Genomic DNA, 20,556 nt, shown 5'->3' with positions numbered 1-20,556 from the left:
CCGCCGCGCACCCCTACTAGGCTGTCGGCCGAGTTGTTTACGCAGAATCGAGGGATGACGTGGCCGATCACGACGGGGGAGCGCGCACGGCGGTCAAGCTGACCGATATCGCATCTCGGGCGCCGGGCCTGCTGGCCGACATGCCGGTGATCGTGCGCGGGGCGATGACCGGGCTGCTGGCCCAACCGGGCTCGAAGAAATCGATCGGCACGGTGTTCCAGGACCGGGCCGCCCGCTACGGCGACCGGGTCTTCCTGCGGTTCGGCGATCAGGAGCTGACCTACCGCGACGCCAACGCCGCCGCCAACAGGTACGCCGCGGTGCTGGCCGCGCACGGCGTCGGCCACGGCGACGTCGTCGCGATCATGCTGCGCAACTCGCCCAACGCGGTGCTGGTGATGCTCGCCGCGGTCAAATGCGGCGCGGTCGCCGGGATGCTGAACTACCACCAGCGCGGCGAGGTGCTGGCGCACAGCCTGGGCCTGCTGAAGGCCCGGGTGTTGATCGCGGAGAGCGACCTGGTCAGCGCGGTGGCCGAGTGCGGCGGGGCGGGCGACACCGAGACCATGACGGTCGAAGACCTGGAGCGATTCGCCGTCAGCGCCCCGGCAACCAACCCGGCCTCGGTGACGGCCGTGCAGGCCAGGGACACCGCGTTCTACATCTTCACCTCGGGCACAACGGGATTCCCGAAGGCCAGCGTGATGACCCACCTGCGGTGGCTGAAGGCACTGGCGGCGTTCGGCGGCATCGGGCTGCGGCTGAAGAGCTCCGACACGCTGTACAGCTGCCTGCCGCTCTACCACAACAACGCCCTGACGGTCGCGCTGTCGTCGGTGATCAACTCGGGCGCGACGCTGGCGTTGGGCAAGTCGTTCTCGGCGTCGAAGTTCTGGGAAGAGGTGATCGCCGCCGAGGCCACCGCGTTCATCTACATCGGCGAGATCTGCCGATACCTGCTCAACCAGCCGCGCAAGGCCACCGACCGCGCGCACCGGGTGCGCGTGATCGCCGGCAACGGGCTGCGACCGGAGATCTGGGACGAGTTCACCAATCGGTTCGACATCAACCGCGTCTGCGAGTTCTACGCCTCCAGCGAGGGCAACACCGCGTTCATCAACGTGTTCAACGTGCCCCGCACGACCGGCGTCTTCCCGATGCCGTTGGCCTACGTGGAGTACGACCCCGACACGGGCGCCCCGCTGCGCGACGAGAACGGGCGGGTGCGCCGGGTACCGCCCGGGGAGGCCGGCCTGCTGCTCAGCCCCGTCAACCGGCTGCAGCCGTTCGACGGTTACACCGACAAGGAGTCGAGCGAGAAGAAGTTGGTCCGCAACGCGTTCCGCGAGGGTGACGTCTGGTTCAACTCCGGTGACGTGATGAGCCCGCAGGGCATGGGGCACGCCGCGTTCGTCGACCGGCTCGGCGACACGTTCCGGTGGAAGGGCGAGAACGTCGCCACCACGCAGGTGGAGGCCGCGCTGGCGTCCGACGAGTCCGTCGAGGAATGCACGGTGTTCGGGGTCGAGATTCCCCGTACCGGCGGCCGCGCCGGCATGGCCGCGGTCAAGTTGCGCGACGGCGCGGAGTTCGACGGCACGGCGCTGGCGCGCGCGGTGTACGGCCAGCTGCCGGTCTACGCGTTGCCGCTGTTCGTGCGGGTGGTCGAGTCGCTCGAGCACACCACGACGTTCAAAAGCCGCAAGGTCGAGCTGCGCGAGCAGGCCTACGGCTCCGACGTGCGCGATCCGCTGTACGTGCTGGCCGGCCGCGACGAGGGCTACGTGCCGTACTACGACGAATACCCCGAGGAAGTGGCCGACGGTAAGCGGCCGAAGGGCTAGACGGCCGTCTCCGCCGCGTGTGCGCCTGGCCGCACGTTCGGCGTCGGGTGTGCGACTGGCCGCACACCCGGTCCCCAAAGCCGCGCCCGGCGCGGCGACCGGGCACCATAGACGTGTGCATTCGACCTTCTGCGGCCGCCCGGTCGCGGGCGATCGGCCGCTGATCATGGCGATCGTCAACCGCACCCCCGACTCGTTCTACGACAAGGGTGCGACCTTCAGCGACGAGGCGGCCAGGGACGCCGCGCACCGGGCGATCGCCGAGGGCGCCGACGTCATCGACGTCGGCGGGGTCAAGGCCGGGCCCGGGCAGGAGGTCGACGCGGACACCGAGATCGCCCGGCTGATCCCCTTCATCGAATGGCTTCGCGGCGCCTATCCCGACCAGCTGATCAGCGTCGACACCTGGCGTTCCGAGGTGGCCAAGGTGGCCTGCGCGGCGGGTGCCGACCTGATCAACGACACCTGGGGCGGCGTCGACCCCGCCCTGGCCGAGGTCGCCGCGGAGTTCGGCGCGGGCCTGGTGTGCTCGCACACCGGCGGCGCGCTGCCCCGCACCCGCCCGTTCCGGGTGAGCTACGGCACCACCACGCGCGGCGTGGTCGACGACGTCATCCGCCAGGTCACCGCCGGCGCCGAGCGGGCGGTCGCCTGCGGCGTGGCCCGCGACCGGGTGCTGATCGACCCGGCCCACGACTTCGGGAAGAACACCTTTCACGGGCTGCTGCTGTTGCGCCACCTGAGCGATCTTGTTAGTACCGGATGGCCCGTGCTGATGGCTTTGAGTAACAAGGACTTCGTCGGGGAGACTTTGGGTGTGGAATTGACCGAGCGGCTCGAGGGGACGTTGGCGGCCACCGCGCTGGCCGCCGCCGCCGGGGCGCGCATGTTTCGGGTGCACCAGGTCGCCGAGACCCGCCGGGTGCTGGAGATGGTGGCCTCGATCCAGGGCATCCGGCCGCCCGCGCGCACGGTGAGGGGGCTGGCATGACGGCATCCGACCTGTTCGCGGGCGACGTCGCCGGCGACACCTGGCTGGCCAATCGCAGCTGGAACCGGCCGAGCTGGACCGTGGCCGAACTGGAGGCCGCGAAGGCCGGGCGGACCATCTCGGTGGTGCTGCCCGCCCTCAACGAGGAAGAAACCATCGAATCGGTGGTCGGCAGCATCTCACCGCTGGTCCGGGACTCCGGGGGGCTGGTCGACGAGCTGATCGTGCTGGACTCCGGTTCGACCGACGACACCGAGATCCGCGCCGTCGCCGCCGGCGCCCGGGTCGTCAGCCGTGAGCAGGCCCTGCCCGAGGTGCCGATCCTGCCGGGCAAGGGGGAGGCGCTGTGGCGCTCGCTGGCGGCGACCAGCGGCGACATCGTCGTGTTCGTCGACTCCGACCTGATCAACCCGCACCCGATGTTCGTGCCGTGGCTGGTGGGCCCGCTGCTCACCGGCGACGGAATCCACCTGGTCAAGAGCTTTTACCGGCGACCGCTCCAGGTCGGCGACGTGGGCGGCGCCGCCGGTGCCACCGGCGGCGGGCGGGTCACCGAGCTGGTGGCCAGGCCCCTGCTCGCCGCGCTGCGCCCGGAGCTGGGCGGCATCCTGCAGCCGCTCGGCGGGGAGTACGCGGCCACCCGCGAACTGCTGACATCCGTGCCGTTCGCGCCGGGCTACGGCGTGGAGATCGGCCTGCTGCTGGACACCTTCGACCGGCTGGGCGCCGACGCGATCGCCCAGGTCAATCTGGGTGTGCGCGCGCACCGCAACCGGCCGTTGGCCGAGCTGGGCGCAATGAGCCGCCAGGTCATCGCGACCCTGCTGTCGCGCTGCGGGGTTCCCGATTCGGGGGTGGGCTTGACGCAGTTCTTCGCCGACGGCGCCGAGGACTCCGGCATTGAGGGCTATAAGCAGCACACCTCGCCGGTGTCGTTGGCCGACCGTCCGCCCATGAAGGTCTTGCGGCCGCGCTGAACGCCACGCTGGTGCGTCGCGGTGTCGGCGGCATAAGGCAGGATCGACGACGTGGCGTTGGTGTTGCTTTACCTGGTGGTTCTGGTGCTGGTGGCGATCGTGCTGTTCGGCGCGGCGAGTCTGCTGTTCGGTCGGGGTGAGCAGCTGCCGCCCCTGCCGCGGGGCACGACCGCGACGGTATTGCCCGCCTACGGTGTGACCGGCGCGGACGTCGACGCCGTCAAGTTCACCCAGGTGCTGCGCGGATACAAGACCAGCGAGGTGGACTGGGTGCTGGACCGGCTCGCCCGCGAGCTCGAGGCGCTGCGCGGTCAGCTGGCCGCGGTGCATGCCCCCGCGGCGGCAGAAGACGACGCCAAAGCCGTGGAACCCGGGGACGGCGAGGATCGTCAGGACTAGATGTGAGCGATGACGGGCTGGTTCGGTGCAGCTGGGCGGCCATTCGGCCCGGACCTGATTTCGAGATGTACCGGGACTACCACGACCAGGAGTGGGGCCGCCCGGTGCACGACGGGGTGGCCCTGTTCGAGCGGATGAGCCTGGAGGCATTTCAGAGCGGGTTGTCGTGGCTCATCATCCTGCGCAAACGGGAGAACTTCCGGCGCGCGTTCGCCGGCTTCGACTTCGAGAAGGTCGCCGGCTACACCGACGCCGACGTGCAGCGGCTGATGGCGGATACGGGAATCGTCCGCAACCGGGCCAAGATCGACGCGACCATCGCCAACGCGCGCGCCGCCGCAGAGCTGGGAACTCCGGCGGACCTGTCGAAGCTGCTGTGGTCGTTTGCGCCCGAACCGCGCCCACGGCCCGCTGACGGATCCGAAATTCCCGCGACCACCACGGAATCAAAGGCCATGGCGCGGGAGCTCAAGCGGCGCGGGTTCCGCTTCGTCGGGCCGACCACCGCCTATGCGCTGATGCAGGCGACCGGAATGGTCGATGACCATGTCCGCAATTGCTGGGTGCCTTCCGCCCGGTGACGATGTGGGCCGCGCTTTGGTTTCGGCGGCCCGCTGAGGAACCGGGCGATCGGGTTGCGCCCGGTGACGATGTGGGCCGCGCTTTGGTTTCGGCGGCCCGCTAAGCCCGAGAACCGGGTCTTTGTACAACTCGTGACCTCGATAGGGAACAATAGAAGGGTGATTTGGCAGTTCGATGTCGGGTATGGCTGGAAAATCGCTGGCGGGGCATGCTCGGCGCCGACCAGGTCCGCAAAGGCGGGCCAGCTCGAACCTGGAGGGAGCACTCGATGGCGGCGATGAAGCCCCGGACCGGCGACGGTCCTCTGGAAGCAACCAAGGAGGGGCGCGGCATCGTGATGCGGGTACCACTTGAGGGAGGCGGTCGACTGGTCGTCGAGCTGACGCCCGACGAAGCCGCGGCTCTCGGTGACGAACTCAAGGGTGTCACGAGCTCCAGCTGAGCCGCGCCGGCGGACGGCTGCCGCCAGCGTTACGCACACACCTTCCGGTAGATGTCCAGGGTCTGCTCGGCGACGCGGGCCCAGGAAAAATCCTCGACGCAGCGTTGGCGTCCCGCCTGCCCATAGCGCTTCGCCCTGTCGGGGTCGGCGACGAGCTCGTTGACCGCTCGGGCCAACCGGGCCTGGTAGCCGGCCGGGTCGTCGGCGTCGTAGTGCACCAGCGAACCCGTCACCCCGTCGACGACAACCTCGGGTATCCCGCCGACATCGGACGCCACCACTGCCGTCGCGCAGGCCATCGCCTCCAGGTTCACGATGCCCAGCGGCTCGTACACCGAGGGGCACACGAAAACCGTTGCGGCCGAGAGTATTTCGCGTAGCTCGCCAATGGGCAGCATTTCTCTGATCCAGAACACGCCGTTTCGGCTCTGGGCCAGCCGCGCCACCGCTGACCGAATCTCGTCGGCGATCTCCGGGGTGTCGGGGGCGCCGGCACACAACACCACCTGCGCCTCGGGGTCGAAGTGATGCGCCGCCGCCACCAAGTGGGCGACGCCTTTCTGCCGGGTGATCCGGCCGACGAACGCCACGGTGGGCCGGTGCGGGTCGACGCCGAGTTCGGCCAGCAACGACCCGGTCTGCGTCGGTCCGGACGGATGCCAGACGTCGGTGTCCACCCCGTTGCGGACGACGTGCACCCCGCCGGGATCCAGTGCGGGATAGACCCGCAGGATGTCGTCGCGCATCGCGGAGCTGACGGCGATGACGGCGTCGGCGGCCTGCACGGCGGTGTGCTCGACCCACGTCGACACGCGGTAGCCGCCGCCGAGTTGTTCGGCCTTCCACGGCCGCAACGGCTCGAGCGAATGCGCGGTCAGGACGTGGGGGACGCCATAGAGCAGCGCGGCCAGATGCCCGGCCATGCCGGTGTACCAGGTGTGCGAATGCACGACGGTGGCCGCCGACGCGGCGTTGGCCATCAGCAGGTCCGACGACAACGTCGACAGCGCCGGGTTGGCGCCCTGCAAGCGCGGATCGGGCTGGTGCACGAACGCGTTCGGCCGCGGCGCACCCATGCAGTGCACGTCGACCGCGCACAATCGGCGCAGTTGCGCGACCAGTTCGGTGACATGCACACCGGCTCCCCCGTAGACCTCCGGTGGGTACTCCCGAGTCATCATCGCCACCCGCATACCCGCACGGTAGTTCGGTGTCGACCGGGCCCGCGAGTCGGGCCGGGCAGTCGGCGGCCGGCCGAGGGGACCAAATACCTTGACACAGCCGCACAGAACGCCGCGAATAGCGCGGTCCCTCTGGCAGCGTCTCGCCACGGCCGATAGGTTTGAACCATGAGGGAAGCGCCACACGTGCTGGGCATTGTCCTGGCCGGCGGTGAGGGCAAGCGGCTTTATCCGCTGACCGCGGATCGGGCCAAGCCCGCGGTTCCCTTTGGGGGCGCCTACCGGCTCATCGACTTCGTGCTGTCCAACCTCGTCAACGCCCGGTATTTGCGGATCTGCGTTCTCACTCAGTACAAGTCGCATTCACTCGACCGTCACATTTCGCAGAACTGGCGGCTGTCCGGCCTGGCCGGTGAGTACATCACCCCGGTGCCCGCCCAGCAGCGCCTCGGCCCGCGCTGGTACACCGGTTCCGCCGACGCCATCTACCAGTCGCTCAACCTCATCTACGACGAAGACCCCGACTACATAGTGGTTTTCGGCGCCGACCACGTGTACCGGATGGACCCCGAGCAGATGGTCCGGTTCCACATCGACAGCGGGGCGGGCGCGACGGTGGCCGGTATCCGGGTTCCGCGCGGCGAGGCGACCGCCTTCGGCTGCATCGACGCCGACGAGTCCGGCCGCATCCGCGACTTCGTCGAGAAACCCCTGAATCCCCCGGGAACGCCGGACGACCCGGCCTCGACGTTCGTGTCGATGGGCAACTACATCTTCACGACCAAGGTGCTCATCGACGCGATTCGTGCCGACGCCGACGACGACCATTCGGACCACGACATGGGCGGCGACATCATCCCCCGACTGGTGGCCGACGGGATGGCCGCCGTCTACGACTTCAAGGACAACGAGGTGCCCGGCGCCACCGACCGCGACCGGGGGTACTGGCGCGACGTGGGAACCCTCGACGCGTTCTACGACGCGCACATGGACCTGGTGTCGGTGCACCCGGTTTTCAACCTCTACAACAAGCGGTGGCCGATTCGCGGCGAGTCCGAGAACCTGGCACCGGCCAAGTTCGTCAACGGCGGCTCGGCGCAGGAATCGGTCGTCGGGGCGGGCAGCATCATTTCGGCCGCCTCGGTGCGCAACTCCGTGCTGTCGTCCAACGTCGTCGTCGACGACGGCGCGATCGTGGAGGGCAGCGTGATCATGCCGGGCGCCCGGGTCGGCCGCGGCGCCGTGGTGCGCCACGCCATCCTGGACAAGAACGTCGTCGTCGGGCCGGGCGAGATGGTCGGGGTGGATCTAGAGAAGGACAAAGAGCGCTTCGCGATCAGCGCCGGCGGGGTGGTCGCGGTGGGCAAGGGCGTCTGGATCTAGCCCTGGCGCCGCGAGCAGTCACAAAATCGCACGGGCGGCCGGTGCGACATGCGATTTTGCGTCTGCTCGCCGGCGGTGCGGGGCGCTCGCCGGGCCGGGGGCTCCAGGTCGTAGGTCTGCCGCGTGCCGCGCCCCACGATCCGCGACCACATTCGGGTGGAGTCCTCCTCCCGAACGCCGCCCGGAAACGTCAGGTCGCGGTAGGCGTCGGTGCAGCCTGCCCGCGGGCAGATGGCCCTCAGCGCCGCGACGGCCTACTGGCTGATCGCCACCTACGACACCCCGAGCATGACGACCCGAACGTCGCTCCACGGTTGCCCGGCGATTCACCGCACCGCGTCGTGGGCGTCCCCGGCCTCCGGCGCGACAACGATTTCTCGGTTCCCTCGGAGGGCCCGCAGCCGCGAGAGTCGGTATTCACCACGACGAAGTCCCGCGCCGTCCACCACGCGGGATCGGGCGCTCCCACCCGGTGAGCGCCGAGAAGGTCGCCGGTCGCGGCTGGCGCAGCATGCGGTATGCACGGAGAACGTCCACGTGTTGCCGCGGCGCCGCGGCAGATTGCCCTCGCCGTAGGGATGGATGCTCGGAATGACCGGTCGGGCCCCCGCATCGGTATGCCGGAAATCGTTGACCTGCAGGACGATTCCGTCGCGGGTCGGCGCGGCGACGTCACGTTCGGCGTGCAGTCCGGTCGGTGGATCGGTCACCGTGACGGGAGGCTTGGCGACGCCGCGTATCCGGCCCAACGCATACCGGAGGCCCCCCACAGCCGATCCCGGGCGGGCGGGATTGGGGCCACTGAGAACACCGTAAGCGGCCCGACTAGGCCGTCACCAGATGTATGGCACCAAGCGATAGCGCACGCGCTGCCGGTATTCGCCGTATCCGGCCAGCTCCTGGGTGAGCAACTTCTCCTCGTCGAGGATGCGCAGCGCGAGCATCACGCCGCCCGGAAGCACGAAGAGCAGCCCCCAGTAGGAGCCGAGCGCCAGAGGCATGCCGACCATCATGATCACGTTCCCGACGTACATCGGGTGACGCACGAATCGATAGAGACCGTCGGACACCAGCGTCTGCCCCGACTCCACTGTGACGGTGGCTGCGGCATAAGCGTTTTGGACGATGACCAGCATGGCGATCCCGAGCCCCGTGGCCACCAGCACGTCGCCCAGCACGGACAGCCACGGCGGCACCGGCGACCAGCCGAACCGGTGGTCGAGCGCGCTGACCACCATCGTCGCGAACAGGCTCAGGAACGAGCCGGTGATGATGAATTTCTGCGCGGCACGGGGTTCGGCGCGGGGTCCCGCATTCATGCGTCGCTGCAGGGCCGCGGGGTTGTTCCGCGCCAGGTAGATGACGGGGACGATCGTTGCCGCCATGAACACGGCGATGAAAACCCATGCCTGCCAATAGCGCAGCGTCCCGGCCGGTAGGAAGAGGATCAAGCCGAACGACAGGACTCCCCACAGGGAGGTCACCGTGACGCGAAGACCGGTTTTCACGACGTTGCTAGCTACGCAGATCGCGGCGTCGGAAGGCCATGACACCGAGGGTAATCAGTCCGGCGTCGAAGGCCAACAGCCACAGCAAAGGCACGCCGGTGAAAGCCGCGCCGACGCGGGGAATGTGGGCAAAGGGTTCCAGGTCGAGCAACCATTGCGGGAACCCGGCCAACGAACCGATCAGGTAGAGGGCGATGAAGCCGACCAGCACGCCCCAGGCCATCGGCGTGAATCGCGGTGTCAGACCGAAGAGGGCGACTGTCACCGCGGACAACAGCCAGACCGCGGGCAGTTGGACGGCCGCGCTTGCCAGCACGAGCGCCACCTTGCCGCCGACGTCGCCGGCGGCTGCCCCGTAGACGAGCCCCCCGGCCACACCGCTGAGGAGCATCGCGGCCGAGGACCCGGCCAATGCCGCCACCAGGTGGCTGGCCAGCCAGCGGATTCGCGACACCGCGCCGGCCAGCGTCGTTTCGGCTCGTTGGCCCGTCTCCTCCTGGTGCAATCGCAACGTCAGCGAGACGGCGAACGCGGCGGCCACCATGCCCATCATCGTGAACGCGACGGCGATGAATGCGTCCTCCAAAGCACTGGTGCCGCCCATCCGGACGACGATGTCGCGGGCGGCGTTGCTGCCGCCGAGCTCGTCGCCGATGCCATGCACCACGCTGCCCATCAGCACGCCATAGAGGCACAGGCCCACCGTCCAGAGCAGCAGCGCTCCGCGGTCCAGCCGCCACGCCAGCCCGAAGGCGTTGCCCAGCGCGGGCGCCGCGGAGCCGGGCCCGGGCCGCTCGGCGAAGAGCCCGGCGCCGACGTCGCGGCCGGCGAGCAGCCGATATGCCACCGCGGTGAGCGCGACGGTCGTCGCCAGATGCAGTGCCAGTACCGGCCAGTGGTCGCCCGCGTAGGGCCGGACTTGCAGTGACCAGCCCAGCGGCGAGAGCCACGACAGCGCGCCGGAACCGGCATCGCCGACGGCGCGCAGCGTGAAGGCGGCCGCGAGGACCGCGAACGCGGCACCGCGGGCAACGCGCGCGCTCGGCGACAACTGCGCGGCCACGGCGGCGACGGCGGTGAACACCAGGCCCGAGCAGGCCAGCGCCGCGCCGAAGGCGAGCGACCCGCCGGGCGGGACGTCGATGGTGAGCAGTCCCGCCGCGCCGATTGCTCCGGTGGCGACGCTGGCCCCGAACGACAGCAGCAGCGCGGCGCTCAGGCTGGCGTAGCGGCCCACGGCGGTCGAGTCCACGAGCTCGGTCCGGCCGGCCTCCTCGTCGGCGCGGGTGTGGCGGATGACGGTCAGGATGACGGCCACCGCGATCAGCAGGTGGAACATGCCGGCCTTCCAGATGCCGACGGCGCCGAGGCTGTCGTTGTAGACCTGCCCGTAGAGCGCCCGCTGCGCGGGGCTCGCCATGATGGAAGCCGCGAATCCCGCCCGGGCGGCCTGGGTGGGGTAGACTTTCTCGATGCTGCCGACGTACACCGTTGCCAACGGCACCGACAGCAGCAGCACCCACAGCGGCAGCGAGATGCGGTCGCGGCGCAGGTAGAGACGCAGCATCCCGAGCGTCCCGGAAAAGTTCGGTCGAAGCTGCGCCGCGGGCCGGGCGGGACGGGACGGGCGATCCAGCGTGGCGGTGCTCATGACGCGGACACCTTCTCCGCGATGTCGTAGTGGCGCAGGAACAGTTCCTCGAGCGTCGGCGGCTGGCTGATCAGACTGCGCACGCCGGCGTCACCCAGCGCACGGATCAGCTCCCCGAGGCTCTCGCCGTCCACCTGCGCGCGCACGGTGTTGCCGTCGACGCTGACGTCCTCGACTCCTTTGATTCGGGTGAGATCGCCGGGGTCGCCCGTCATTTCGGCTTTGATAGAGGTGCGGCTGAGGTGGCGCATGGAATTCAGCGAACCACTCTCGACGGTCTTGCCGGCCCGGATGATCGTCACCCTTTCGCACAGCGCTTCGGTCTCGGCGAGGATGTGACTGGACAGCAGGACCGTCGCACCGCGATCGCGCGCCTCGGCGACACACTGCTGAAAGACGTTCTCCATCAACGGGTCCAGCCCGCTGCTGGGCTCGTCCAGCAGCAGCAGGCGGGCTCTCGAGGAGAACGCGGAGATCAACGAGACCTTTTGCCGGTTGCCCTTCGAGTAGGTCCGAGCCTTCTTGTGTGGATCGAGGTCGAAGCGCTCGATGAGCTCGGCCCGACGCTTGCGGTCGATACCGCCGCGCATGCGGGCCAGCAGGTCGATCGTTTCGCCGCCGGTCAGCGTCGGCCACAGCGTGACATCGCCGGGCACGTAGGCGATCTGGCGGTGCAGGGCGACCGCGTCGGTCCACGGGTCGCCACCCAGTAGCCGCACGCTGCCGGCGTCCGCCTTCACGAGGCCCAGCAGGATGCGAATGGTCGTCGATTTTCCGGCGCCGTTGGGACCGAGGAAGCCGTGCACTTCACCCGGACGCACGGTGAGATCCAGGCCGTCAAGCGCTCGCACCTCTCCGAAGTTCTTTGTCAACCCACGGATTTCGATGGGAGCTACGTTGTCAGCTGGCATGGGTTTCTCCTCGATCCTCGGCGGCCAGGAATGCGTCGTACATGGTGCGGTCGACCATGAGTCCTTCGGTGTAGATCTCCAGCGCGGGCAGCACCATCTCGCGGGCGTAGTCCCGGAGCACCGCGCGAATGTCCGTCGGTGTCTCGTGCATCTGTAGATAGAGCAAAAAGCCGCCGCCGCCGGTGATGCCCAGATACCGGGCTCGGGCGCGGGGGTCGCGACTCGGCTTTATGGTGCCGGCCCGAACGCCCTCGTCCAGGTACTCTTCGGCGTTGTCGATCATCCTGCGCCACAACATATTTGCCAGTTCACCGCCGGACTGCATGCTGCGAACCAGGTAGGCCATCATCGGTGCGTACGACTCGATCTCGGCCATCTGCGCGAACCAGGTGGCGGGGTCTTTCGACTGCAGCGCCTCGGACTTGCTGTTGCGGATCTCTTCGGCGATGTAGTCGTCACACGCCTTGCGCAAGCCCTCCTTGGAGCCGAAGTGGTGGATGACCAACGCGGCGCTCACCCCCGCCGCCTCGGCGATCGCGCGCAGCCCCACGCCGAACCCCTGCTCGCCGAACTGCTCGATGGCCGCGTCCCGGATCCGGGCTGCGGCGGTCAGGTCGGCTGAACGCATGTTCAGTATGCTAAACGCATGTTCAGCGCTCGTCAAGAGCCTTCGTCGAGAGCGGGACGGAAAAGGGTCGGGCCGCCGCGTGGGGCCCCCACAAACTGGGTATCTGGCGTCGGGGAGCTGCGCGGCCTGGGTGAACACCTCAGCGGCGTCGCAGCCCGTAAGGAATCCACGCCTTCGCCACGCGTAACCCTGGCTGGGATCGCTCGCTGACCGGGTGAACCCGAACGACTGGTGGATTGGCCCCGGTAACAGGAGGAATGCATTGGCGATAGCGGAGGGGAAACCCAAATCACGCCCGCACGGCAAAGCCATCGCCGGACTCGCTTTGGGCGTGCTGGCCGGCATCGGGGGTTTTGTCGATACCGGCGGCGTGATCACGGCGACCGACGCCGGGGCCAGCTTTCACTACTCGCTGGCCTGGACGGTCGTCTTCGGCATGATCGGCTTCGCCCTGTTCGCCGAGATGTCCGGGCGGGTCGCGATGTCCTCGACACAGCCCACCTGGGACGTGATGCGTACCCGGCTCGGTCCCAAGATCGGCGCGATACCGCTCGTCATCAGCCTGGTGATCCACGTGCTGACGCTGGCGGTCGACCTGGTCGGTATGGGACTGGCGCTGCAGCTGCTCTTGGGGGTGTCTTACCGGGTGTGGGTCGCGGCGGTTGCCCTCGTACTGATCGTCGCGCTGTGGCGGTTCAACTTCACCGCGATCGATACGGGTGCCGCGCTTCTGGGGCTACTCATGTTGGTCGCCGTGGCTGCGATGATCAAGCTGTCCCCCGACTGGGGTGCGATGGCCAAGGGACTCATCACCCCGCAGGTGCACGAGGCACCCTCGAATGCGAAGTACCTGTTCGGTATCGCGGCGCTACTCGGAGCATTCATGACGCCCTACCAGTTCGACTTCTACTCGTCGGGTGTCATCGAGGAGCGCTGGGCGGAGCGGGATCTCATGCGCAACCGGGTGGTGGCAATCACCGGCACCGCGTTCGGCGCCGTCGTGACGCTCGGATTGATGGCCGCGGGAGGGAAGGCACTGTACAACCGTGACGTGCCCGTCGACACGATCCGCCATGCGGCGTCGCCGACCGCCGAAGCCTTCGGACACACGGGCCTGTACCTGTTCATCATCGGGGTGCTCGCGGTATCGCTCGCCGCATCGATCGAGCTGTGCCTGTCCGGCGGTTACGCGATGTGTCAGTACTATGGCTGGGATTGGGGCAAAAGCGCGCCGGCGCGAAAAGCCCCGGCTTTCAACCTCATCTACGTCGCGATGATTCTGGTCGCCGCGGTCATCGTGCTGTTGCCGGTCAACCCGATCAGTTTCACGACTGTCACCATGGCTTTGGGCGCGGCCGCCTTACCCTTCACCTTCATTCCCCTGCTGCTGATCGCAAACGACCGCCGTGTGATGGGTCGGCAGCGAAATACCCGCGCCACCAACGTATTGGCGATCATCGTGCTGTCGGTCTTGGTGTGCATCACTGTCATGACAGTGCCGCTTCTGGTGATTACTCATGGCTCGTTCTGAACCGTGCGACGACGGCGACGCCCGCGACGAGCGGGGCTTGCGCGTCAGCCAGGTCATCGACCGCGCGATCATCGACGTGCGCGGGCGCCGGGCGGGCCGAGTGGATGACCTGTTGCTGGAGCTGACATCGTCCGCCGGGGACGGTAGTCGCCTGGCGCTGACGGCGATCGTCTCGGGACCGATGGCACGCCCGATGCGGCGCCCGGTGCGTGCGGTGGCTCGTCGGTGCTACCGGCTGTTGGGGGTGTTCGATCCCCGCCCGGCGGTGATCAGTTGGCGGCACGTCGTGGGAATCAACGCGCTGGTGCACCTCGATGTCGACGGCGACGATGCCGGGCTGCGCACGGTCGACAACGCCGTGCGGCGGTATGTGACACGGGACAGGCAGAGCAGCAAGGCGTTCACCCAATGAGCGTGGAATTCTCGCGGCTGAGGGGCCAAGCCGTGCGCGCGGGCGAAGCAACGCTCGGGCGGATCGCTGATATCACGCTGCGACCCGACGGGGACGATCTTGTGGCGGATCAACTCGTACTCGTCCCGAATCGGTGGCGGTTGGCGTGGGCTCGGCTGCATCCGGACTCCGCGACGACCATGGTCCCCGCGGCCGACATCGTCGCGATCACGCGACGAGGGGTGCTCCTCGCGACAGGCTCCGGCGATGACGGCTGAGACACTCATATCGTGGGCCGTGACGGCGCTGGTCGTGGTTTCGATCGTCGGCTTTGTCGCCTACCTGATCAGCCTGCGGCACCTGCCCAGCGACGAACGACCTTGTGTCCCAACCTATGACCGCCACGGAGCGCGTATCGGCGAGTATCCCAACCCCGGCCCCGACATTGCGCCCGGACGCCCCGGCGACAACCGCTTCATCCGATAGCCTCCGCCGGGCGGCGGGGCGCCACCATCGGGCTCAATCGCGTACCGCGGCCAAAATGCCGTCGCCGAGCGGCACCAGGGCGGGGGTGAGCCGCTCGTCCTCGGCGATGAGGCGCGCCGCCTCCCGCACCGCGGCCACCTCGGCGTCGCGGGCGGCGGGATCGCCGGCCCGCCCGCCCAGGGCGGCCCGGTGGACGACGATGACGCCGCCGGATCGCAGCAACCGCACCCCCTCCACGACGTAGTCCGGCTGGTCAACCGGGTCGGCGTCGACGAACACCAGGTCGTAGGACTCGTCGGCGAGCCGCGTGAGGACCTCCTGGGCCCGGCCACCGATCAGCCGGGTGCGCGATGGCCCGATGCCGGCCTCGGAGAAGGCCTGTTTGGCGAGCCGCAAATACTCGGGCTCGATGTCGATCGTCGTCAAGACGCCGTCGTCGCTCATGCCGGACAACAACCACAGGCCGCTGACCCCCGCGCCGGTGCCGACCTCAGCGACGGCCTTGCCGCCGCTGAGCTTGGTCAGCAGGCTCAACAGCGCGCCCACCGCCGGCGTCACCGCGCCCGCGCCGATGTCCACGGCGCGTTCGCGGGCGGCCGCCAACAGGGCGTCCTCCGAAATCGAGCCCTCCGCATGCGCGAAGAGGGATTCGGCTCGACTGGGCGCCGGCTGGCCGGGGGTTTCTGCGTCGGTGCCGTCCATGCCCGCAGCGTATTCCACTTCGCTGCGGGCCCCGGCATGGCGCGCCTAAGCCGCGCCGTTACGACACGCCCGGCAACGCCGCCGCGTTTAACTTCACCCTGCTGCGGATATCACCTGCACAGCGCTGGTAACGATCCGGTTTCTCAGCCTGAGCTCAGACTGTTCATATATCGCACATACGCCGATACGCGACGGTGTCCCTATGGATCGCGGAGCGCGTTGGCACGGGAATACGGACTGGCGGCCGCGTGTTGCCGCCGGTGACGACTTGTCGCTTTTTGGCAGGACGGATTCGGAGGATTCGATCATCACCACGCTTTTGGGCCCGACCAGCATGTCCCACGCACAGGACTGTCCCGCGGACGAGTGGGTGGAGCCGTCCGACGGTTTGCAGGGCACCGCGGTTTTCGACGCGACCGGGGACAAGTCCACGATGCCGTCCTGGGACGAGCTGGTGCGTCAGCATGCCGACCGGGTGTACCGGCTGGCTTACCGCCTCTCGGGCAACCAGCACGACGCGGAGGACCTCACCCAGGAGACGTTCATCCGGGTTTTTCGCTCGGTGCAGAACTATCAGCCCGGAACGTTCGAGGGCTGGTTGCACCGCATCACCACCAACCTCTTCCTGGACATGGTCCGCCGGCGCGCCCGCATCCGGATGGAGGCGCTGCCCGACGATTACGAGCGGGTGCCCGCCGACGAACCCAACCCCGAGCAGATCTACCACGATGCACGGCTCGGGCCGGACCTGCAGGCGGCCCTGGACTCGCTGCCGCCGGAGTTCCGCGCGGCCGTCGTGCTGTGTGACATCGAGGGCCTGTCCTATGAGGAGATCGGCGCGACGCTGGGCGTGAAGCTGGGCACCGTGCGCAGCCGCATCCACCGCGGCCGCCAGGCGTTGCGGGATTACCTGGCCGCGCACCCCCAACGGGGCGCCGGCGGGGAGATCGCGCACGCAGAGTCGGCTTAGGCCGGCGATCGGCCGAAACGCCGCGCCGCGTGGCCGACGAGCCAGCGGATTTGCGGTCATTAGCCGCGGTATTGTGCACCGCCTCGCGCTACATTCGAGGGGTAGGCGCAACGAAAGGACCCGGTGATGGCCGATCGAGGACATGTCTTCCGCCGCGCGTTCTCCTGGCTTCCCGCACAGTTCGCCTCTCAGAGCGATGCGCCCGTCGGCGCCCCCCGCCAGTTCGGTTCGACCGAGCATTTGTCGGTCGAGGCCATCGCCGCCTTCGTCGACGGTGAGCTGCGGATGAACGCGCACCTGCGGGCCGCGCATCATTTGTCGTTGTGCCCGCAGTGCGCGGCGGAGGTCGACGACCAGAGCCGGGCGCGTGCCGCGCTGCGGGACTCCCACCCGATCCGCATCCCGAGCACGCTGCTCGGCATGCTCGCCGAGATTCCGTACGACTCTCCCGACGACTCGACCCCCCGGACGCCGGAGCGTTTTGCTGACCGCGACGCCCGTGAGCAGCGCAAGCGCCGCTAGCTCGACACCTTCTCGCCCAAATCCGCATGGCTGACCGCGCCGAATTTTGCGCGCCCCGGCCGTGCGCTCATGGGCGAGGTGCGCAGAACCGTGGATACTAGGGTGGACACGGCCACGCCGGTGTCGGGTATATCGCCCGGTGAAGGGCCCGTCTCGAGCGCTCAAGAAGAGGATCCAAAGGGGTAACGTGACCTCCGATCAAGGCTTCGACCAACGGCAGGACGGCGGCAAGAACAGCGGCAACCGGTTGGCGCCGCGGCCCATCTCCCGTCCGCCGGTCGACCCGGCATCGCGGCAACTGTTCAGCCGTCCCGACGGGCTGCGCGGTTCCTTCGTCGCCGAACGTGTCCGCCCGCAGAAGTATCGGGACCAGGCCGAGTTCTCCCCGCACGATGAGCCGGCCGATCCGGTTCTCCAGGAGGCGTTCAGCCGGCCGGTCGGCAGCCCCGAATCGCTGCAGCGACACCCCGTCGACGCCGGGGCACTGGCGGCCGAGAAGGACGGCGCCGAGCCGGACGAGCCCGACGACCCCTGGCGAGACCCGTCGGCGGCCGCGGCGTTGGGCACTCCGGCGGTCGCCCCGGCCGGACCGCGCGGGCCGCAGGGCTACGGCGGCAAGCTCGGCGTGCGCGACGTGCTCTTCGGCGGCAAGGTGTCCTACCTGGCGTTGCTGGTCCTGCTGCTGATCGCGCTGCTCATCGGCGTGATCGGCGGGGTGGTCGGCCGCAAGACGGCCGAGGTCGCCGAGGCGTTCACCACCTCGAAGGTGACGCTGTCGACCGACGGCAACGGCGAAGGGCCGGCCGGCCGGTTCGCCAAGGTGGCGGCCGCGACCGCCAACGCGGTGGTGACCATCGAGTCCAAGAGCGACCAGGAGGGCCTGCAGGGTTCCGGCGTGGTGATCGACGGCCGCGGCTACATCGTCACCAACAACCACGTGATCTCCGAGGCCGCCAACAACCCCAGCCAGTTCAAGACGACCGTGGTGTTCAACGACGGCAAGGAGGTGCCCGCCAACCTGGTCGGGCGCGACCCGAAGACCGACCTGGCCGTGCTCAAGGTCGACAACGTCGACAACCTGAGCGTGGCCCGGTTCGGGGACTCGGACAAGGTGCGCGTCGGCGACGAGGTCCTCGCGGCGGGCGCCCCCCTGGGGCTGCGCAGCACCGTGACCCACGGCATCATCAGCGCGTTGCACCGGCCGGTGCCGTTGTCGGGGGAGGGCTCGGACACCGACACGGTCATCGACGCCCTGCAGACCGACGCGTCGATCAACCACGGCAACTCCGGTGGCCCGCTCATCGACATGGATTCGCAGGTGATCGGCATCAACACCGCGGGTAAGTCGTTGTCCGACAGCGCAAGTGGGCTGGGTTTCGCCATCCCGATCAACGAGGCGAAGATGGTGGCCCAGACGCTGATCAAGGACGGCAAGATCGTGCACCCGACGCTGGGCATCAGCACGCGGTCGGTGAGCAACGCGATCGCTTCCGGCGCCCAGGTCGCCAACGTCAAGGCGGGAAGCCCCGCGCAAAAGGGCGGGATCCTCGAGAACGACGTCATCGTCAAGGTCGGCAACCGCACCGTCGCCGACGCCGACGAGTTCGTCGTCGCCGTGCGCCTATTGACCATCGGCCAGGACGCGCCGATCGAAGTGGTCCGCGACGGTCGGCACGTCACCCTGACGGTCAAGCCCGATCCCGACGGCAGCTAGATGTTCGGCAGCCTGAGCTGGGAACACATCCTGGTCCTCGTCGTGGTCGGGTTGGTGGTCCTCGGCCCCGAGCGGCTACCGGGTGCGATCCGTTGGACGTCGAACGCGCTGCGGCAGGCGCGCGACTATCTCAGTGGGGTGACGACTCAGCTGCGCGAAGATCTGGGGCCGGAGTTCGACGACCTGCGCGTTCCGCTCAGCGAATTGCAGCGACTGCGCGGTATGACGCCGCGTGCGGCGCTGACCAAGCACCTACTCGACGGCGACGATTCGTTTTTCACCGGGAACTTCGACCGGCCGGCCAGCGGGCCGGCGGTCGCCCCGTCGGAGGCGTCGACACCCGGGCAGCCCGGAATGCCGCCCGCGGGCGGGGGACACTCCCCGGGACCGACGCCGTTCGACGCCGACGCGACCTGAGCCAGGCCTAGCGTCGCGTCGGGTCCAGCCCGAGCGACACGCCCGCCAATCCGCGCCGCCGCGACGACAGGGTGTCGGCCACGCCGCGCAGTTGCTTGCCCGCGGGCGAGTCGGGTGCGCTCAGCACGATCGGGGTGCCGGAATCGCCGGCGGCCACCAGCGCGGGGTCGAGCGGGATCTGCCCCAGCAGCGGCACATCGGCGCCGACTGCGCGCGACAGACGCTCGGCCACTTGCCGGCCACCGCCCTCGCCGAACACCTGCATCGTCGAACCGTCCGGCAGGGTGAGGCCGGACATGTTCTCCACCACGCCGGCGATGCGCTGACGGGTTTGCATCGCGATGCTGCCCGCCCGCTCGGCGACCTCGGCCGCGGCCAGCTGGGGCGTCGTCACCACCATGATCTCCGCGCTCGGGATCAGCTGAGCCACCGAGATGGCGATGTCGCCGGTGCCCGGCGGCAGGTCCAGCAGCAGGATGTCCAGGTCCCCCCAGTAGACGTCGGCCAGGAACTGCTGCAACGCCCGGTGCAGCATCGGCCCACGCCACACCACCGGCGTATTGCCCTCGGTGAATTGGGCGATCGAGATGACCTTCACCTCGTGGGCGATGGGCGGCAGGATCATCGACTCGACCTGGGTGGGCCGGTCGGTGGTGCCCATCATCCTGGGGATGGAGTGGCCGTGGATGTCGGCGTCGAGTACGCCGACCGACAGGCCGCGGGCCGCCATCGCCGCGGCCAGGTTGACCGTGACGGTGGACTTGCCGACGCCGCCCTTGCCCGAGGCGACCGCATAGACCCGCGTCAGCGAGTTCGGCTGGGCGAAGGGGATCACGGGCTCGCGGGCGTCGCCGCGCAACTGCCTGCGCAGTTCGGTGCGCTGCTCGTCGTTCATCACGTCCAGGGTGACCTTCACGGCGCCCGTGCCCGGCACGTCGGACACCGCCTGGGTGACCCGCTCGCTGATTTCGGTCTTCTTCGGGCAGGCGGCGGTGGTCAGGTAGATCGCTACGTGCACCCCGCCGTCGGGCTCGGTGTCGATGCTCTTGACCATGCCGAGTTCGGTGATGGGGCGCCGCAGCTCGGGGTCGATCACTTTCCCCAGTGCGGTGCGGATTGCTGCGCTCAAGTCGGCGCCGTCGTGATCAGACATCACCGCCGAGTGTAGGCGCGCGACGAGAAGGGACGGTCAGCCGCCCGCAACGGGGCCCGGCTGCCTCGGCGCCACGCTCGGCGGGCCGGCCGGTTTCGGCGCCGGCGGCGCGGCCGCCTGCGGGTCGGGAGGCGGCGGGGCCATCGGCGGGGGGGCCATCGGCGGTGGTGGCG

At 68.9% G+C, this 20,556-nt stretch carries 22 protein-coding genes and 1 pseudogene; 15 read left to right on the top strand and 8 right to left on the bottom strand.

Annotated elements, in window-relative coordinates:
• Positions 1 to 59 precede the first annotated feature (59 nt).
• From fadD6 to BST44_RS22510, 6 genes are all read left to right on the top strand, one after another.
• Positions 60 to 1,844, top strand: coding sequence for a long-chain-acyl-CoA synthetase FadD6 (fadD6, locus tag BST44_RS22535; protein WP_083179302.1), 1,785 nt, complete (start codon positions 60 to 62; stop codon positions 1,842 to 1,844).
• Positions 1,845 to 1,959: 115 nt separating this feature from the next.
• Positions 1,960 to 2,835, top strand: coding sequence for a dihydropteroate synthase (gene folP, locus BST44_RS22530; protein WP_083179301.1), 876 nt, complete (start codon positions 1,960 to 1,962; stop codon positions 2,833 to 2,835).
• Positions 2,832 to 3,812, top strand: a complete 981-nt coding sequence (locus tag BST44_RS22525; RefSeq protein ID WP_083179300.1) for a glucosyl-3-phosphoglycerate synthase — start codon at positions 2,832 to 2,834, stop codon at positions 3,810 to 3,812. The genes folP and BST44_RS22525 overlap by 4 nt, the downstream gene beginning before the upstream one ends.
• A 51-nt stretch (positions 3,813 to 3,863) precedes the next feature.
• Positions 3,864 to 4,211 carry a DivIVA domain-containing protein gene (locus BST44_RS22520; protein ID WP_083179299.1) on the top strand — a complete coding sequence of 116 codons (348 nt, stop codon included), beginning with the start codon at positions 3,864 to 3,866 and terminating at the stop codon, positions 4,209 to 4,211.
• A gap of 2 nt (positions 4,212 to 4,213) precedes the next feature.
• The gene (locus BST44_RS22515) at positions 4,214 to 4,792 is read left to right on the top strand and encodes a DNA-3-methyladenine glycosylase I (protein ID WP_083179298.1); all 579 of its coding nucleotides are present in this window, start codon (positions 4,214 to 4,216) and stop codon (positions 4,790 to 4,792) included.
• A 269-nt stretch (positions 4,793 to 5,061) separates the two neighbouring features.
• The gene (locus tag BST44_RS22510) at positions 5,062 to 5,235 is read left to right on the top strand and encodes a DUF3117 domain-containing protein (protein WP_003878471.1); all 174 of its coding nucleotides are present in this window, start codon (positions 5,062 to 5,064) and stop codon (positions 5,233 to 5,235) included.
• Positions 5,236 to 5,264: 29 nt separating this feature from the next.
• Here the strand turns inward: BST44_RS22510 and glgA are convergent, their stop codons facing one another.
• Entirely contained in the window at positions 5,265 to 6,428 is a 1,164-nt protein-coding gene (gene glgA / locus BST44_RS22505; protein WP_083179297.1) for a glycogen synthase, read from the bottom strand.
• A gap of 156 nt (positions 6,429 to 6,584) precedes the next feature.
• On the opposite strand from glgA, the gene glgC reads away from it, so the two are divergent.
• Positions 6,585 to 7,799 carry a glucose-1-phosphate adenylyltransferase gene (glgC, locus tag BST44_RS22500; RefSeq protein ID WP_007169147.1) on the top strand — a complete coding sequence of 405 codons (1,215 nt, stop codon included), beginning with the start codon at positions 6,585 to 6,587 and terminating at the stop codon, positions 7,797 to 7,799.
• 101 nt (positions 7,800 to 7,900) lie between these two features.
• On the opposite strand, the pseudogene BST44_RS22495 reads toward glgC, so the two are convergent.
• From BST44_RS22495 to BST44_RS22475, 5 genes and pseudogenes are all read right to left on the bottom strand, one after another.
• Positions 7,901 to 8,569, bottom strand: a pseudogene (locus tag BST44_RS22495) (CocE/NonD family hydrolase); the annotation flags it as partial.
• A gap of 63 nt (positions 8,570 to 8,632) precedes the next feature.
• Positions 8,633 to 9,307, bottom strand: a complete 675-nt coding sequence (locus BST44_RS22490) for a methyltransferase family protein (RefSeq protein ID WP_083179296.1) — start codon at positions 9,305 to 9,307, stop codon at positions 8,633 to 8,635.
• Between the two features lie 7 nt (positions 9,308 to 9,314).
• Positions 9,315 to 10,958, bottom strand: a complete 1,644-nt coding sequence (locus BST44_RS22485) for an ABC transporter permease (protein WP_142274648.1) — start codon at positions 10,956 to 10,958, stop codon at positions 9,315 to 9,317.
• On the bottom strand, positions 10,955 to 11,869 hold the full coding sequence (locus tag BST44_RS22480; protein WP_083179294.1) for an ABC transporter ATP-binding protein: 915 nt from the start codon (positions 11,867 to 11,869) through the stop codon (positions 10,955 to 10,957). The genes BST44_RS22485 and BST44_RS22480 overlap by 4 nt, the downstream gene beginning before the upstream one ends.
• Positions 11,859 to 12,497: a TetR/AcrR family transcriptional regulator gene (locus BST44_RS22475; RefSeq protein ID WP_083179293.1), complete on the bottom strand. Its 639-nt coding sequence runs from the start codon at positions 12,495 to 12,497 to the stop codon at positions 11,859 to 11,861. Before BST44_RS22475 ends, BST44_RS22480 begins: the two co-directional genes overlap by 11 nt.
• 214 nt (positions 12,498 to 12,711) lie before the next feature.
• Here BST44_RS22475 and BST44_RS22470 point away from each other — a divergent pair, with 214 nt between their 5' ends.
• From BST44_RS22470 to BST44_RS22455, 4 genes are read left to right on the top strand one after another with little or no spacing between them, the layout of a single operon-like run.
• Complete coding sequence (locus tag BST44_RS22470; RefSeq protein ID WP_158086672.1) at positions 12,712 to 14,028, top strand: NRAMP family divalent metal transporter; 1,317 nt, start codon at positions 12,712 to 12,714, stop codon at positions 14,026 to 14,028.
• Entirely contained in the window at positions 14,015 to 14,440 is a 426-nt protein-coding gene (locus BST44_RS22465) for a hypothetical protein (RefSeq protein ID WP_083179291.1), read from the top strand. Before BST44_RS22470 ends, BST44_RS22465 begins: the two co-directional genes overlap by 14 nt.
• Positions 14,437 to 14,697 (top strand): hypothetical protein, encoded by a 261-nt coding sequence (locus BST44_RS22460; RefSeq protein ID WP_083179290.1) that lies wholly within the window; start codon positions 14,437 to 14,439, stop codon positions 14,695 to 14,697. The genes BST44_RS22465 and BST44_RS22460 overlap by 4 nt, the downstream gene beginning before the upstream one ends.
• Positions 14,687 to 14,905, top strand: a complete 219-nt coding sequence (locus BST44_RS22455; RefSeq protein WP_142274647.1) for a hypothetical protein — start codon at positions 14,687 to 14,689, stop codon at positions 14,903 to 14,905. Before BST44_RS22460 ends, BST44_RS22455 begins: the two co-directional genes overlap by 11 nt.
• 33 nt (positions 14,906 to 14,938) lie before the next feature.
• Here the strand turns inward: BST44_RS22455 and BST44_RS22450 are convergent, their stop codons facing one another.
• On the bottom strand, positions 14,939 to 15,607 hold the full coding sequence (locus tag BST44_RS22450; protein ID WP_083179288.1) for an O-methyltransferase: 669 nt from the start codon (positions 15,605 to 15,607) through the stop codon (positions 14,939 to 14,941).
• Between the two features lie 202 nt (positions 15,608 to 15,809).
• Here BST44_RS22450 and sigE point away from each other — a divergent pair, with 202 nt between their 5' ends.
• From sigE to tatB, 4 genes are all read left to right on the top strand, one after another.
• Positions 15,810 to 16,577 carry an RNA polymerase sigma factor SigE gene (gene sigE, locus BST44_RS22445; protein WP_083179287.1) on the top strand — a complete coding sequence of 256 codons (768 nt, stop codon included), beginning with the start codon at positions 15,810 to 15,812 and terminating at the stop codon, positions 16,575 to 16,577.
• Positions 16,578 to 16,703: 126 nt separating this feature from the next.
• Positions 16,704 to 17,099, top strand: a complete 396-nt coding sequence (rseA, locus tag BST44_RS22440) for an anti-sigma E factor RseA (RefSeq protein WP_083179286.1) — start codon at positions 16,704 to 16,706, stop codon at positions 17,097 to 17,099.
• Between the two features lie 187 nt (positions 17,100 to 17,286).
• Positions 17,287 to 18,813, top strand: coding sequence for a serine protease HtrA (htrA, locus tag BST44_RS22435; protein WP_083179285.1), 1,527 nt, complete (start codon positions 17,287 to 17,289; stop codon positions 18,811 to 18,813).
• Positions 18,814 to 19,230, top strand: coding sequence for a Sec-independent protein translocase protein TatB (tatB, locus tag BST44_RS22430; RefSeq protein WP_083179284.1), 417 nt, complete (start codon positions 18,814 to 18,816; stop codon positions 19,228 to 19,230).
• 7 nt (positions 19,231 to 19,237) lie between these two features.
• On the opposite strand, the gene BST44_RS22425 is transcribed toward tatB, so the two are convergent.
• Complete coding sequence (locus BST44_RS22425) at positions 19,238 to 20,383, bottom strand: Mrp/NBP35 family ATP-binding protein (RefSeq protein WP_142274646.1); 1,146 nt, start codon at positions 20,381 to 20,383, stop codon at positions 19,238 to 19,240.
• Between the last annotated feature and the right edge of the window lie 173 nt (positions 20,384 to 20,556).

This window comes from Mycobacterium scrofulaceum, assembly GCF_002086735.1.
In the GTDB taxonomy this organism is placed as follows: domain Bacteria; phylum Actinomycetota; class Actinomycetes; order Mycobacteriales; family Mycobacteriaceae; genus Mycobacterium; species Mycobacterium scrofulaceum.
This window is presented reverse-complemented; position numbering and strand designations above follow the sequence as displayed.